The organism is Paraburkholderia sp. SUR17 (assembly GCF_029536165.1).
In the GTDB taxonomy this organism is placed as follows: Bacteria; Pseudomonadota; Gammaproteobacteria; order Burkholderiales; family Burkholderiaceae; genus Paraburkholderia; species Paraburkholderia kururiensis.
The window spans coordinates 2,612,289-2,626,385 of record NZ_CP120509.1 but is presented as its reverse complement, the minus strand read 5'-3'; the positions used below and the strand labels follow the sequence as shown (position 1 = coordinate 2,626,385).

Sequence of the window (14,097 nt, the reverse complement as noted above, 5' to 3'; positions counted from 1 at the left end):
TGGATGAGGCCCGTATGATCCGTTAGCGCGGTACGCGTGCCCGTCGACCGATCAATAGATTGCGGACGCGATCGGCGCGATAGTGTGGCCCGGCGGGAGTGAATCTCTCCAACTCGAGGGCAATGACCATGCGCGCGTCGGTTGAAAACGAGAATGTCGTTTCGATTGTCACTGAGCTTCTCCAATGTGCAAGCCGGGTGCTCGAGCGGGATGGACAGAGCGCCAGGAAGGAAATCCAGCGGGCGCTGGATCTTCTCCTGGCCTGCCAGGCGAACAACACGGGAATCCAGCCGCGCAATACTGAATATCGCGCCCAGGGGTTGGCGCTTTGGCAAGCGCGACGGGTCATCGATCATGTCGCGGGCAATCTCGAGACGCAGATTCGAGTTGAAGAGTTGGCGAGCGTGACGCGGCTCAGCAAGAGCCATTTTTTCCGGGCGTTCCGGCTTAGTTTCAGCACGTCGCCGCACGCCTACATTCTCACGCTGCGGCTCGCACGCGCGAGAGAGATGCTGATGGCAAGCGACGAGCAGATCAGTCGCGTGGCCGCGGCTTGCGGATTTGCCGATCAAGCGCATTTCTCGAGGATCTTTCGGCGGGAAATTGGCTGCGCGCCAGGATTGTGGCGGCGCGAGCAGCGCCGATCGTCCATCGCCGACAGGGCGAGTTCGGCGCCCGGCGCCGCGCCCCGCGTCGCGCGGGCATGCTAACCGGCAAGTTCGATACATTCGACGAAAGCCGGACACCCGCTGAGCATCTAAACGTATCCCAGCAATCTACACTGGGCCGCACTCGTGCATCTCGCGGCCTCTATTCACGAGGTCCAGGAGAAACGACATGGATATGCAATTGAAGAATCGGCTGGCGCTGGTGACCGGCAGCACCGCCGGCATCGGTCTTGCCATTGCACAAGGACTCGCCGCGGAAGGCGCGCGCGTCATCGTGAACGGCAGGACGCAGGAGGCGGTCGACCGGGCTGTGCGGTCGATTGCGGAGGCGACGGGTAACAAGCCGCTCGGTTTCGCCGGCGATCTGAGCGATGCCGCCCAGGCCGAGGCACTTGTGCGTGCGTTCCCGAACGTGGAGATTCTCGTCAATAGTCTGGGCATTTTCGAGCCCAAGCCGTTCGAAGAGATCCCCGACGAGGACTGGCGCCGTTTCTTCGACGTGAACGTGCTCAGCGGCGTGCGCCTCGCGCGTATGTATCTTCCCGCGATGCGGCGCGCCGACTGGGGGCGCATCATCTTCATCTCCAGCGAGAGCGGTGTGCAGATTCCGGTCGAGATGGTTCACTACGGCGTGACCAAGACCGCGTTGCTTGGCGTGTCGCGAGGTCTGGCCGAGACCGTCGCAGGGACCGGTATTACCGTGAACAGCGTTCTACCGGGGCCGACCAAGTCACGAGGCGTTACCGACTTTGTCGATGCGTTGGCACAGGGTGACGAAAAGACATTCGAGCAAGTCGAAAAGGAGTTTTTCGAAAACATTCGGCCGACGTCCCTCATCAAGCGTTTCGCCTCGCCCGAAGAGGTCGCGTCGATGGTAACGTATCTCGCCAGCCCGTTGGCTTCGGCGACGACGGGGGCAGCGTTGCGTGTCGACGGTGGCGTCGTCAAGAGCGCTTTCTAGTGTTTTATCCGCACCCCCAATGGCGGGAGATGGCCGCTCTCGCTCATCAGTCATGCTGAGTTATGTTGCGCTTACCGAAGGTTCGCCTGGAAGAACTGAAGGGCCATCTGATCGAGTTGTGTATGGAAGGCGGCCCGGTGAAACCCGACAGCATCGACGCACAGTGCCGGCGCGCCCGCGCGCCGGGAAAATTCGCGATGCGGTGATTGCCGCCCATCCGCTTGCGGGCCAGCGGCGTCTAGTCGAGTTTCCACGCGCCCACCGCTTCGGCAAGCGTGCGGGCGCGTTCGTTGAGATCCTCGGTGGTAGTCATCAGATGCTGCACCATCCCGGCGTTCTGCTGTGTGACCGCATCAATGTCCTTGATGGCCTCGTTGAGTTGCCGCACGCCGTGGCTTTGCTCGCTTGCCGAGCGGCTCATGGCGTCGCTGAGTTGCGCGACTTCGTGCGCGGCGCTCACCACTTCGTCCATGGCGCTGCCCACGTCGGTACATAACCTCGCGCCCTCGGCAATCGTGCCGCGCGCGCTTCCAATCAGCGCTTCGATTTCGCGCGCCGCCTGAGCGCTGCGTTGCGCGAGGCTGCGCACTTCGCCGGCCACCACCGCGAACCCCTTGCCTTGATGACCGGCGCGCGCGGCTTCCACGGCAGCATTGAGCGCCAGGATGTTGGTCTGGAACGCGAGTTCGTTCACGACGGACACCACGGCGCTGATCTGCTGCGAATCGCGGGCAATTGAATCCATCGAATCGATCACAGCACGCACGCGCGTGCGGCTGGCATGCGCCAGTTCCGATGCTTGCCCGGCGAGCCGGTTGGTCTGCTCGGCCACCTGCGCGCTGCGCTGCACGCCTTCGCTGATCTGCTGCGTCGTCGCCGCGGTTTGCTGGATGGCCGCTGCCTGCGATTCGGCGCCGCTCGACAGGCGCGCGTTCTGAGTGTGCAGGCGACTCGCGCAATCGTCGACGGCCGCCGCTTCGCGGGTCACGGCGCTCAGCGTTCCGACGAGCCCTTGCTGCATCTGGGCGAGTGCGGCGAAGAGGCGCCGTGCCTGGGTGCGCTCATCCACGACAATGGCTTCGCGCAACTCGCCGAGCGCAATCGCGTGCACGGTTTGCATGGCATGGTCGAGCGGCCGGACCACCTTGGCGCCGAGCCAGCGCCTTCCGGCAAACGCAAGCACGACGCTCGCGAGAGCAAGCGCCGCGAAGCTCCAGAGCGCGACGGCTTCAAGGCGATGCACGCCGGCAACGTAGGTTGCGAGCGCACCCTCGGGCGGCGTGCTCGCCGCGCTGGCCGCCGCTTCGGCGAGCGTGGCATACGCGTAGGCACACGCCGCGCCGCCGGCAGCAATCGTCAGCGACATCGCAAGTCCCGCGCCGACGATCAGCGTGAGCGCGGCGGGAATGCGGACGTTCCTCATCTCGATCTCGGCCTCCGGCGTCAGAACTTGTGTACCAGACCGGCGATCTCGGTCGTGATGTTCTTGCCTGCGCCTACGGCGATGCCGGGTCCTGCGGCGTCGGCCACGGTGAATGCCGTCGTGCCGTGATTGCGCACGCCCGCCACGCCGGCGTAGAAGCCGGTGCGCTTCGAGAACGGATAGTCGTAGCGCAAGGCCCATGAGAGCGCATGCCCGTCGCCGCCGGAGCGAAGCCAGTACTGCCCGAAGCTTGCCAGCAGCGAGCCGCCCACGACATGACGAATCAGGGCATTCACTTCATAGAAGTCGTGATTCGGTGTTGCGTAGGCGCTTGAAATCGACGTGCTCACGCCCGTGGCGTTGCGGTGCATTTGATAGAGCGCCGCGGTTTTCACCACGCCGAAGTCGTATGACGCGCCGATCAGATAGAAGCGTCCCGTGCCGACAGGCGTCGTTGCGCTGAGCGTGGCGCGGGGTGCGAAGCGCTGCTGCAGATAATCCGCGTCGGCGGAAAACGCGCCGGCCTTGAAGCTCACGCTGGCCGAAAGCGTGTCGCCGAGCGAAGCCGGCATGCCGCCCGATCCGTTCGCGCCACGCGCATAGAGGGCGCGCAGCGTGAAGCCCGCCATTTCCGGCGACGTGTAGCGCAGCGAGTTGGCCGTGCGCGCCGAGGGCACGAATACGTAATTGTTGGTGGCGTTACCCCAGGCGAGCGCATTGAGTTCGCCGAGCGAGTACGTCACGTAGGTCAGGAACAACGGCGTGTAGTTGTTGCCGGCCTGGATCTGGCCGAACGGGCCCTGCACGCCTACCCACGCCTCCCGGTTGAACAAGGTCGTGCTGTTGGCCATGGCGCCCGAATTCGAATTGAAGCCGTTCTCCAGCTTGAAGACCACGTTGTAGCCGCCGCCGATGTTCTCCTTGCCGAGCAAGCCCCAGCGCGAGGGCGCAACGGAACTCGTCGCTTCGCGCACGACGGTCTTGCCGCCTGCGTTGGCGGCCTGGATCGCCGTATCGATGATTCCGTAGAGCGTGACGGCCGACTGGGCGTGGGCGCTCGTCGCGTTGAGCGCGGCAACGGCGGCAAGGGCGGCGGTGGCGAGTGGGGCAAATTGCGGCTTCATGTCGTCTCCTGAACGGTGCCGTCGGGATGCGGCACTCTCTGAGGGCAGGAGTTTTGTGTATGAAGCAATCGAAGTCAATAAAAAATATACAAAACTATAGAAAACACCAGGTTGTATATTTGACGTGAAATCCGCGGACGAACGGCTGCCGCGCCCGGGGCGACGGGGCGCGGCAGTACGGCAGGCAAGACGGGAGGGCGGTCAGCGGGAAGGCGGGAACAGATCGGCGTCCGCGAGGATGATGTCCGCTGTCTGGTGGTAGTGCGTGGTGAGGAGCTTGATGGCGAGCGCCGCGTCGCCGGCTACGACCGCGTCGAGCATGGCTTTGTGCTCGGCGCCTTCGTGGCGTCGCGGAAACACTCGCCGCACGGAAAGCTGCCGGTAGCGGTAGAGCTGGTCTGCAAGCTGGTCGCAAAAGCTGATGAGCCAGCGTGACTGGCACCCGCCGATCAGCGCGCGATGGAACTCGCGGTGGCGGCGCTCCCACTCGGGGTTCTCCTTGTACTCGGTTTCGCTGAGCGAGCGCGGCACCTTGGAGAGCCGGTGGTAGGCCAGCACAACGGCTTCTTCCCACTCCACCGAGCGGCTCGCGAAGGCTTCGCGCAGCGCGACTTCCTCCAGCCAGCAGCGCGTTTTCGTGATTTCCTGGAGGTCGCTCGCGCTGATGCCCGCTACCGCGAAGCCACGCTGGTCGCGCCGTTCCACGAGTCCATCCGACGTCAGGCGATTGAGCGCCTCGCGAACGGGGGTCTGTCCGGCCTGGTACTGCTCGCAAAGGAACTCGATCTGCAGCCGGCGTCCCGGCTCCAGCTTGCCGTCGAGCAGGTCTGCGCGGATGCGGTCGTACAGGTTCGTGGCGAGCGTGGCGGCGCTGGCGTGGGCGCCGCCCGCGCCTGCGGGCGTTACGGGAGAGATCGCTGTGCGTGACAACTTCACACCTTCAGAGGTTTCGTCTGGCGCAAAGTATATCTGATCCGCGCGCGGTTCCGGTGCGATATGAATGTTTTGGGGTTTTCCCTTGGAAAATACATAAAAACGTCGACATGAGGGTTTTGTATATATTATGATCGGCAACAGGTCGAATCGCTGGAGGCATAGGAATGGAGACATTGACGCTGGATCAAGCCAATCGCATCGTCGCGGCTGCGTTGCAGGCGGCCCGCCGCGACGGATTGCGGCCCATGGCGCTCGTCGTGCTGGACGAGGCGGGCCAGGTGAAGCTGGTGACGCGCGAGGATGGCGCCACGCCGCTTCGCGTGGATATCGCGCACGGCAAGGCCGCGGCGGCGTTCGGCATGGGCATCGCATCGCGCACGCTGCACGAGCGCGCCAGCGGCAACCCGGTGTTCTTCAACGCCATCGCGCCCGCGTGCGGCGGCAAGTTCATCGCGCAGACCGGCGCGGTCGTGATCGTCGCGCCGAACGGGCAGACCATCGGCGCGATAGGCGCAAGCGGCGGCACGGGGGACGAGGACGAAGCCATCTGCATCGAAGGTCTGCGCGCAGCGGGCTTCGCGCACCGTTGACGCGAGCCGAGCCATGCAAGCCGCTTACCGCTGCGCGTGCCACGGCATCGACATCCATGCGCACGTCGTGCCCGCCGAATTTCCGCGCTATCTGGGCGCGAGTGTGCCGCGCGACTGGCCGTCCATGCAGCCGGCGCACGCCTGCCACCGCCACGTGGTGATCGACGGCAAGATCTATCGCACCGTGTCCGACCTGTGCTGGGACACGGATAAACGCCTTGCCGACATGGACAGCCAGAACGTGGCCGTGCAGGCGATCTCGCCCATGCCCGAGTTGCTCTCCTACTGGATGGCGGCCGCCGATGCGCTGCCGCTGTTGCAGTACCTCAATGACACGATCGCAGGCATGGTGGAGGCGAGCAGGGGGCGACTCGTCGGGCTCGGCGCGGTGCCGCTGCAGGACGTGGACGCGGCGATCCGCGAACTCGAACGGCTGATGGCGATGCCGGGTGTTGCGGGCGTGGAAATTGGCAGCAACATTAATGGCGCGCCGGTGGGCGCTCCGCAGTTCGACGCGTTTTTCGAAACCTGCGAAGCGCTTGGCGCGGCGGTATTCGTCCATGCGATCAGACCGGCTGGCAAGGAGCGTCTCGTCGGTCCCGCGCAGCTGGTGCAGGCGCTCGCTTTTCCATCCGACGTCGGGCTCGCCGCCGCTTCGGCCATCACGTCTAACCTGATCGTGCGGTATCCGAAACTTCGTATTGGTTTCAGTCACGGCGGCGGTACCCTGGCTTCGCTGCTGCCCCGCCTCGAACAGGCCAGCCGCGTTTTCGCGCCGCTGCGCGAGACGCTTCAGGCTGCGCCGCGCGAGCAGGCACGCGGCCTCTGGTACGACTCGCTCGTGTTCGATCCGGCCACGCTGCGCCATCTCGTCGAAACGTTTGGCGACACGCGCGTGATGCTGGGTACCGATTACCCGTTCGCGTTCCGCGAGCACGATCCCGTGGGCGGCGTAGTCCGACTCGGGCTCGACGCCGCGGCCGCCGAACGGCTCATCTATCGCAACGCCCGGGAATTTCTGGGCATCAGCAACGGAGCATGACATGACGCAGTGCCTCGTCACCGGCCTGAGAGGCATCGAGATCGGCGTACCGGATCTCGAACTGGCCGCGGCCTTTTACGCACACACCTGGCATCTCACCGAACTCACGCGACGCCCGGAAAAAGTCTACTTTCGCGGCACGGGTGCCGCACACCACATCCTCACGCTCGCGCAGAGCGAACGTGCCGACGTGCGCGCCATCGAGTTCAGCGTGGCCGACGTCGCGCACCTCGATACGCTCGCGCAGTCCATCGTCCTGCATGGCGGCACCGTGATCTCCGGTCCCGCACCCACGACGATGCCAGGCGGCGGCTCGATGCTCGAAGCACTTGATCCGCAGGGGCGCGTGCTGCGCTTCATCGCAGGCGCGCGCAGTCATGCGGATACGCAAAGCGTGAAAGACCGTCCCATCAAGATCACGCACGTCGTGCTCAACAGCGAGAACGTGGCGGTCGCGCAGGTGTTCTTCGAAAATGCGCTGGGCTTCAGGCTGTCCGACCGCACGCGCATCATGGCCTTCATGCGCTGTTCGAGCGATCACCACAGCATCGCGCTCGCAGATGCGCAGGAGAACACGCTCAATCACATCGCTTTTCTGATGCCGGACCTCGATTCCGTGATGCGCGGTGGTGGCCGTATGAACGACGCGGGCTATCCGGTGGAATGGGGCGTGGGGCGCCACGGGCCGGGCAACAACGTGTTCGCGTATTTCCTCGGGCCCGCCGATTTCGTCATCGAATACACAGCCGAGGTGCTACAGGTGGACGACAGTTATCGCACGGGCGGACCGGACGACTGGAAGTGGCCGCCGGGGCGCATCGATCAGTGGGGCGTGGGGCGCGCGCCGTCCGATCGCCTCAAGACCGCGCAGAAAACCATCTTCTTTCGCCCGCCGCAAGGTGTTGCGGCACTGAGCGACAACTGAGCGGCATCTGCCCTGAAAGAACGTTTCCCTCAACCGATTGATTCATCCGATAGCTCGAATACATCATGAAACTGGTTACTTTCCGATCGGGCGACACCACGCGCCTGGGTGTTCTGGACGGCGAGCACGTCGTCGATCTCAACAAGGCCGACGCCCGCGTGCCGGCGGATCTGCGCGCGGCGCTCAAGGCCGGCGTGGACCTCAACGCGGCCGCGCAACGTGCTATCGCGAGCGGCGAGCATCGCGCGCCCTACGCGTCGCTCGACCTTGCGCCCGTCGTGCCCGAGCCGGGCAAGATCGTCTGCCTCGGCCACAACTTTTACGATCACGCGAAAGAGGGCGGCAATCTGAAGCCCGTTTATCCGCTCATCTTCTTTCGCGGCGCGTCGTCGCTGATCGCGCACGAAGACCCCGTGATCCGTCCGCGTGTGTCGGAAAAGCTCGATTACGAGGCCGAACTCATGATCGTGATCGGCAAGCGCGCGCGCCACGTGAAGCGCGAAAACGCGCTCGACTACGTGTTCGGCTACGCGTGCTTCAACGACGTTTCGGTGCGCGACTATCAGAAGCGCACGACGCAGTGGACCATCGGCAAGAACTTCGACGGCACGGGCGCCTTCGGGCCGTGGCTCGTGACCGTCGACGATCTGCCGCCGGGTGCCGAAGGCCTCACGTTGCGCCTCATTCTCAACGGCCAGGTGATGCAGCAGGCCAGCACGAGCGACATGATCTGGGGCGTGGCCGAAACCATCGAGCTGTTGACCGAATGCCTGACGCTCGAACCCGGCGATGTGGTGGCGATGGGCACGCCCGCGGGCGTGGGCTGGGCGCGCGATCCGTCGGTGTGGCTCAAGCACGGCGATGTCGTGGAAGTAGACATCGAACGCGTGGGCCGTCTGCGCAACACGGTGCAGGACGAAGCGGGTGCGTGACGATGGCGACGAGTAACCATTACGAAGTGATCGTGGTCGGCTTCGGGCCGTCCGGCGCCGTGGCAACCGCTTTGCTCGGGCAGCTTGGCCGCAAGGTACTGTGCGTGGACCGCGCGCGCGAGGTGTACGACAAGCCGCGCGCCATCGCCGTGGATCACGAGATCATGCGCGTGTTCCAGGGGCTCGGCGTGGTGGACCGCATTGCCGAACACATCGCCGTGTTTCCGCCTTCGGAGTACTACGGCGTGGACGGCCAGCTCATCAAACGCATCGACACGGTGCCCAAGCCCTGGCCCCTCGGCTACATGCCGACCATGGTGTTTACGCAGCCGCCGGTGGAAGCCGCGCTGCGCGAGCATGCGAGCGCCTATGCGTCGGTGGAGGTGGCGCTCGGCACGGAACTCGTGGACTTCGAACAGAGCACGCACGGCGTGAGCGTTCAGTTGAAGGACGACACGGGTGCCGCGCGCGCGGTCACGTGCGATTACCTGATTGGCTGCGACGGCGCATCGAGCACGGTGCGCACGCAACTCGGCATCGCCTACGAAGACCTCGTGTTCGACGAGCCGTGGCTCGTGGTGGATGTGCGCGTGAACGAAAGCGGCCTTGCGAAGCTGCCGAAGGTGGCGGTGCAGTACTGCGAGCCATCGCGGCCGTGCACCTATGTCGTCGGGCCGGGCGCACACCGTCGGTGGGAAATCATGCTGATGCCCGGCGAAGACCCGCGCGAGATGCAGACCGAGGCACAGGTGTGGAAGCTGCTGTCGCGCTGGCTTTCGCCTGAAGACGGTCAACTGTGGCGCGCCGCGAGTTATCGCTTTCATGCGCTCGTCGCGCAGGAATGGCGGCGTGGGCGCATTTTCATTGCCGGCGACGCGGCGCATCAGCAGCCGCCGTTCATTGGTCAGGGGATGTGCCAGGGCATTCGCGACGTGGTGAATCTCGTCTGGAAGCTCGACGCCGTGATGAGCGGCACGGCCCAGCCCGCGCTGCTCGACAGCTACGCCGAGGAGCGCGGCCTGCACGTACGGCAGCTCACCACGCGCATCAAGGAACTCGGCAAGGTGATCTGCGAGCGCGACGTTGCTGCAGCACGCGAGCGCGATGCACGCCTCTTGCGTGAAGCGGCCGGCCAGATCAAGACGATTGCGCGCCAGGACATCGTGCCGAAGCTCGAAGCGGGTTTGCTTGCGAGCGCCGCGCATGCTGCCAACGGCACGCTGTTTCCGCAGCCGCGCGTGCGTGTTGATGCCGTGGTTGCCGACGGTGGCGATGGCGCCAATGCGGCCTTGCTCGATACCGTGGTGGGCGGCCATTGGCGCATCGTCACGCTGGGTAGCGAGCCGGTTTCACAGGCGGCGCGCGATGCCGCGCAGCGCATCGGCGCGCAGCTCGTCGAACTCGTGCCGGACGGCGACGCGAATCGGGCGGCCGCATGGCCCGGCGTGCATCGGGTCGTGGAAGTGGATGGCGTGCTCGCGGCCTGGTTCCGGCGCAACGAATGCAGCGCGGCGATCGTGCGTCCCGACCACTACGTCTACGGCGTAGCGAGCGATGCGGCGACACTCGCCGCATCGCTCGAGCAACTGGAGGCAGCGCTGCACGGATGACACCTCGCAAGCGGAGCGCGGCCTTCATCATGCCCGCTCCCCGCATGCACCCACCGGTGAAGCCGCCCTCAAGAGGCGGCGCCGACACTACACAACACGGAGACAATCTTGGCAACGTCCATCAACGCTCGCGAGGAACTGGCGCTCGCCCCCATCGGGAGGTTTCATATAACCTTCGCGATTCTGGTCGGATTCATCATGTTTTTCGACGGATTCGATCTCTTCAATGCGGCTTACGTCATCCCGCTCGTCAGGAAGTCGTGGCAACCGTCGCCGGCGATGATCGGCGTCATGCTCTCGAGCGGTATCGTCGGGCTCTCGATCGGATCGGTGGTTCAAGGATTGCTGTCGGATCGATTCGGGCGTCGACGCGTGATGTTGCTCGCACTCTGGTTGTTGACGGCGGCGAGCGGCGCGCTGGCAACCGTGGCTCACACGCCGCTGGCTTTCGCTCTACTTCGTCTCGTACTGGGAACAGCCCTTGGGATGGTCACGCCGCTGGCGCTCACGTGTATCAACGAGTGGGCGCCGCGAAAGCACGCGAATACTTACGCCACCTGGGTTTTTCAATTCGGCTTCTCGGCGGGCGGGATATTCGCAGGGGTAGCAGGAATTCTTCTTACCCCGCGTTTCGGCTGGCAATCCCTCTACTACATCGGGATCCTGTCTGCCGTTGTCGCCGCTGTCGCGACCATCTGGCTTCCCGAATCCATTCAATACCTGCTAATTCGCCGGCGCTTTGACGAGGCGCGCCAACTTCTTTCGCGACTGCGGCCCGAGCGCAGCGAGCTATATCGCGATGCGGTGTTGGCGACTGCGGTCAAGGCCACCCGTGTTGGCTCGATTGCAGATCTTGTCGGGCCGTTGTATCGCAGAAATACGATCGTGCATTGGATCACCGGCTTTCTTAGTCTCTTTTGCATCCATGGCCTCACCGGTTGGCTACCGTCGCTCGTCGTGAATCGTGGTGAAGGCGTCACGTCGGCGTTCGCGTACGGAACGCTCGTCATGACCGCGTCTGTCGTGGGCGGCATCTCCATGGGATGGCTGGCCGACAAGCTCCAGAGCCGTATCCGCGTCATGATCGTGGGATATATCGCCACTGCGGCTTCGATGGGAGCGGTGGCATTTTCTCTTTGGCAAGCGCCGGCACTCGTTGCAGTCGCGGTCGCGTCGACCGGCTTTTTCATGTTCGGCTCGCAGGCCGTACTGAATAACTATCAGGCGATGTGCTATCGGACCGAGGTGCGAGGCACGGGAATCGGCATCGCGATCGGGTTGAACCGCGTGGGCGGCATTCTTGGACCCTTCATCATTGGGCTTGTCGTTTCGATCAATCCAGACCCGAGCTACACCTTCGGCGTGTTCTGTGCCGCCGCGGCGCTGTCGGCCCTCGTGATCGCCCTCGGCCGCACCGAGATCACGGCAAGGCGATCGAGCGATATTGCGAGCGCCGACAGTTCGGCACCTTCGGTATCGACCATGCCCGGTTCCGCACAGCCGAATGGTTCAAAGTGATCCGCGTTGTTGTGTCGCGTTGGTCGGACAGGCATATCGAATTGGAAAATTCAATGAAAGTCAAAGTAGTGTCGAAGCGGTTCGACGCCAAAGATATCTGTGTGCTTGAACTTGCCGATCCGGCGGGCAACGAACTTCCATCGTTCTCGGCGGGGGCACATATCGATGTCCACGTTGGTGCCGGCATGATTCGGCAGTATTCCCTCTGTAATTCGCCAGAAGAGAGAAATCGCTATCGACTCGGTGTACTGCTCGATCCGAACTCGCGGGGCGGGTCGAAGGCGATACATCGCCTTAATGAGGGAGATGTCCTCGAGATTAGCGAGCCAAAAAATCACTTCCCTCTGGCCCACGAAGCCTCGCATTCGGTACTCATGGCCGGTGGTATTGGCGTAACGCCAATTCTCTCCATGGCAGAGAGCCTTCTCCGTATTGGAGCCTCGTTCGAAATGCACTACGCGACGCGAGATGCTGAGCGAACGGCGTTTCGCGATCGAATGAGTGCAGAGGACCTGTCTTCCCGTGTTTGTGTGTATCACGACGACGCCCCCGAAAGGGAGCGCCTTGACATCCGGCGCGTGGTCGACAAGCCTGGCCCGAAGACACATCTGTACGTCTGCGGACCCGGCGGCTTCATAGAAAAAGTCATACAGGAAGCGCAAGCAGCGGGCTGGGACCACGCGAACATACATCGCGAGTACTTCACGTCGACTGAATCCGGCTCCGGGCCGTCAACTGCTTTCAACGTAAAAATCGCAAGCACGGGAAAGGTCGTTCCCGTCTTGCCGGAGCAAAGCATAGTTGAGGCGCTTGCCGCCGAGGGTATCGATATTCCGACTTCATGCGAGCAAGGCGTTTGCGGTACATGCCTTACGCGCCTGATTGCCGGTCATCCCGATCATCGTGACATGTACCTCACTGATGACGAGCGCGAGGCAAACGATCGGATTCTGCCGTGTTGTTCCCGCTCGAAGAGCGACCTTCTGATACTGGATCTGTGATGCGTCGACAGGGCGCCAATCTCGTTAGTGAAGAGGGCAGGTAGTCCTTTCTGGCCGTCAACCGTAAAGCGATTGAATTCGGAGAGTGGGATATGAAATTTCTGAAAAACACGTGGTACCCCGCGATGTGGACAAAGGACCTTGAACCGGGTTCAATGGTCGGCCGAACCATCATCAACGAACCCGTGCTGTTCGCCCGCAAGCCTGACGGGTCGCTCGCTGCGATGTCGGACGTGTGCCCGCACCGATACGTGCCGTTGTCTCTTGGCAGGATGCTCGAGGACGGAAGGGTTCAATGCGTGTACCACGGGCTTGAGTTCGACTCTTCCGGCCATTGCGTTCGCAATCCGCATGGCGAGGGGAAAATCCCGACCGGGCTGTGCACAAGAACGTATGCCGTTCAGGAGAAGCACACGATTATCTGGATCTGGATGGGCGAGCAGACGCCGGATGTCGCGACGATTCCCGATTTCAGTCTCATGGATGACGCGGACGATGGAATGTCGCGCGGGCGAGACAGCATGGTCATCGAGGCCAACTATCTGCTGATCGCGGACAACCTGCTGGACCTGAGTCACGCGAATTTCCTGCATGACGGCATTCTTGGCCTGCCGGAGCATAGCAGCGCGAAGATCACTGTGGACCAGACCGGCAATACCGTGCGAACCGGAAGATGGATGCCGGATGTGCCTGTCGCGCGCCTGCACGATCTTCTGTTCAAGCGCGATGGCAAAAAGGTCGATATGTGGAACGATATTCGCTGGGACGCGCCCGGTTGCCTCATTCTTACCCATGGTTTCGCAACGCCGGGTTGCGATCGTGCGGACGCGTTCGAATTTCGGGCCGTGCATCTGCTGACTCCGGAAACCGCGTGCCGCACGCATTACGCGTATGGCATTGTGCGAACGCCAACGGCGGACGAACCGGAGGTGCAGGCAGAGGTCGCGGAGACTCGTCGGTTCGTTTTCGAACAGCAGGACAAGGTCGTCCTGGAGGCTCAACAGCGTCGACTCGGAAACCGCTCCTTTTCCGACGCAAAACCGGTGCTGCTCTCGGTCGACGCGGCGTCGGTCAGAATGCGACGGATAGTGGACAAGTTGATCGCCGATGAAGAACGGTTGTCGATCACGGCGGGGGAGAAGACTGCCGTTTAAGGTCGCAGCAGAACGAGCGATTGCCGTTGTTGCTGTAGTCGCGCCGGATCGGAAGACGGCTTGATTGCACGGCCATGCGGTTCCTGTTAAGCCAGGCGAGAGCCGTCCGGAACTGCAATGGGCCGGGTGTCCGTATTGCGTGCAAAGTCCGTCGCTTCGTTCTGAACGGTGAAAGGAGCGATCGTTCCGATACCCTGCCGCGGCGGCGAAATT

The 14,097-nt window shown here is 63.3% G+C and carries 13 protein-coding genes; 10 read left to right on the top strand and 3 right to left on the bottom strand.

Going from position 1 to position 14,097, the window contains the following annotated elements; genetic code table 11:
- The first annotated feature begins 122 nt into the window (after positions 1–122).
- Positions 123–710, top strand: coding sequence for an AraC family transcriptional regulator (locus P2869_RS28925; RefSeq protein ID WP_126879058.1), 588 nt, complete (start codon positions 123–125; stop codon positions 708–710).
- Positions 711–837: 127 nt separating this feature from the next.
- Entirely contained in the window at positions 838–1,629 is a 792-nt protein-coding gene (locus tag P2869_RS28920) for an SDR family oxidoreductase (protein WP_017774891.1), read from the top strand.
- A 238-nt stretch (positions 1,630–1,867) separates the two neighbouring features.
- Here P2869_RS28920 and P2869_RS28915 read toward each other — a convergent pair whose 3' ends face one another.
- The 3 genes from P2869_RS28915 to P2869_RS28905 form a co-directional block, all read right to left on the bottom strand.
- Complete coding sequence (locus tag P2869_RS28915; RefSeq protein WP_277598744.1) at positions 1,868–3,052, bottom strand: methyl-accepting chemotaxis protein; 1,185 nt, start codon at positions 3,050–3,052, stop codon at positions 1,868–1,870.
- A 20-nt stretch (positions 3,053–3,072) separates the two neighbouring features.
- On the bottom strand, positions 3,073–4,176 hold the full coding sequence (locus tag P2869_RS28910) for a porin (RefSeq protein WP_126879060.1): 1,104 nt from the start codon (positions 4,174–4,176) through the stop codon (positions 3,073–3,075).
- 201 nt (positions 4,177–4,377) lie between these two features.
- A complete protein-coding gene (locus P2869_RS28905) occupies positions 4,378–5,112 on the bottom strand; it encodes a GntR family transcriptional regulator (RefSeq protein ID WP_277598743.1) in 735 nt (244 codons plus the stop codon).
- A 164-nt stretch (positions 5,113–5,276) separates the two neighbouring features.
- Here P2869_RS28905 and P2869_RS28900 point away from each other — a divergent pair, with 164 nt between their 5' ends.
- The 8 genes from P2869_RS28900 (at position 5,277) to P2869_RS28865 (ending at position 13,884) form a co-directional block, all read left to right on the top strand.
- Positions 5,277–5,702, top strand: a complete 426-nt coding sequence (locus P2869_RS28900) for a heme-binding protein (RefSeq protein ID WP_126879061.1) — start codon at positions 5,277–5,279, stop codon at positions 5,700–5,702.
- A gap of 13 nt (positions 5,703–5,715) precedes the next feature.
- The gene (locus P2869_RS28895; protein ID WP_277598742.1) at positions 5,716–6,744 is read left to right on the top strand and encodes an amidohydrolase family protein; all 1,029 of its coding nucleotides are present in this window, start codon (positions 5,716–5,718) and stop codon (positions 6,742–6,744) included.
- Between the two features lies 1 nt (position 6,745).
- Positions 6,746–7,669 carry a VOC family protein gene (locus P2869_RS28890; protein WP_277598741.1) on the top strand — a complete coding sequence of 308 codons (924 nt, stop codon included), beginning with the start codon at positions 6,746–6,748 and terminating at the stop codon, positions 7,667–7,669.
- 65 nt (positions 7,670–7,734) lie between these two features.
- Entirely contained in the window at positions 7,735–8,601 is an 867-nt protein-coding gene (locus tag P2869_RS28885) for a fumarylacetoacetate hydrolase family protein (RefSeq protein WP_277598740.1), read from the top strand.
- Complete coding sequence (locus P2869_RS28880; RefSeq protein ID WP_277598739.1) at positions 8,598–10,211, top strand: bifunctional 3-(3-hydroxy-phenyl)propionate/3-hydroxycinnamic acid hydroxylase; 1,614 nt, start codon at positions 8,598–8,600, stop codon at positions 10,209–10,211. Before P2869_RS28885 ends, P2869_RS28880 begins: the two co-directional genes overlap by 4 nt.
- Before the next feature lie 108 nt (positions 10,212–10,319).
- Positions 10,320–11,729: an MFS transporter gene (locus P2869_RS28875; protein WP_277598738.1), complete on the top strand. Its 1,410-nt coding sequence runs from the start codon at positions 10,320–10,322 to the stop codon at positions 11,727–11,729.
- Positions 11,730–11,782: 53 nt separating this feature from the next.
- Positions 11,783–12,730, top strand: coding sequence for a PDR/VanB family oxidoreductase (locus P2869_RS28870; protein ID WP_026121455.1), 948 nt, complete (start codon positions 11,783–11,785; stop codon positions 12,728–12,730).
- Between the two features lie 92 nt (positions 12,731–12,822).
- Complete coding sequence (locus tag P2869_RS28865; RefSeq protein ID WP_017774904.1) at positions 12,823–13,884, top strand: aromatic ring-hydroxylating dioxygenase subunit alpha; 1,062 nt, start codon at positions 12,823–12,825, stop codon at positions 13,882–13,884.
- Positions 13,885–14,097: the final 213 nt, after the last annotated feature.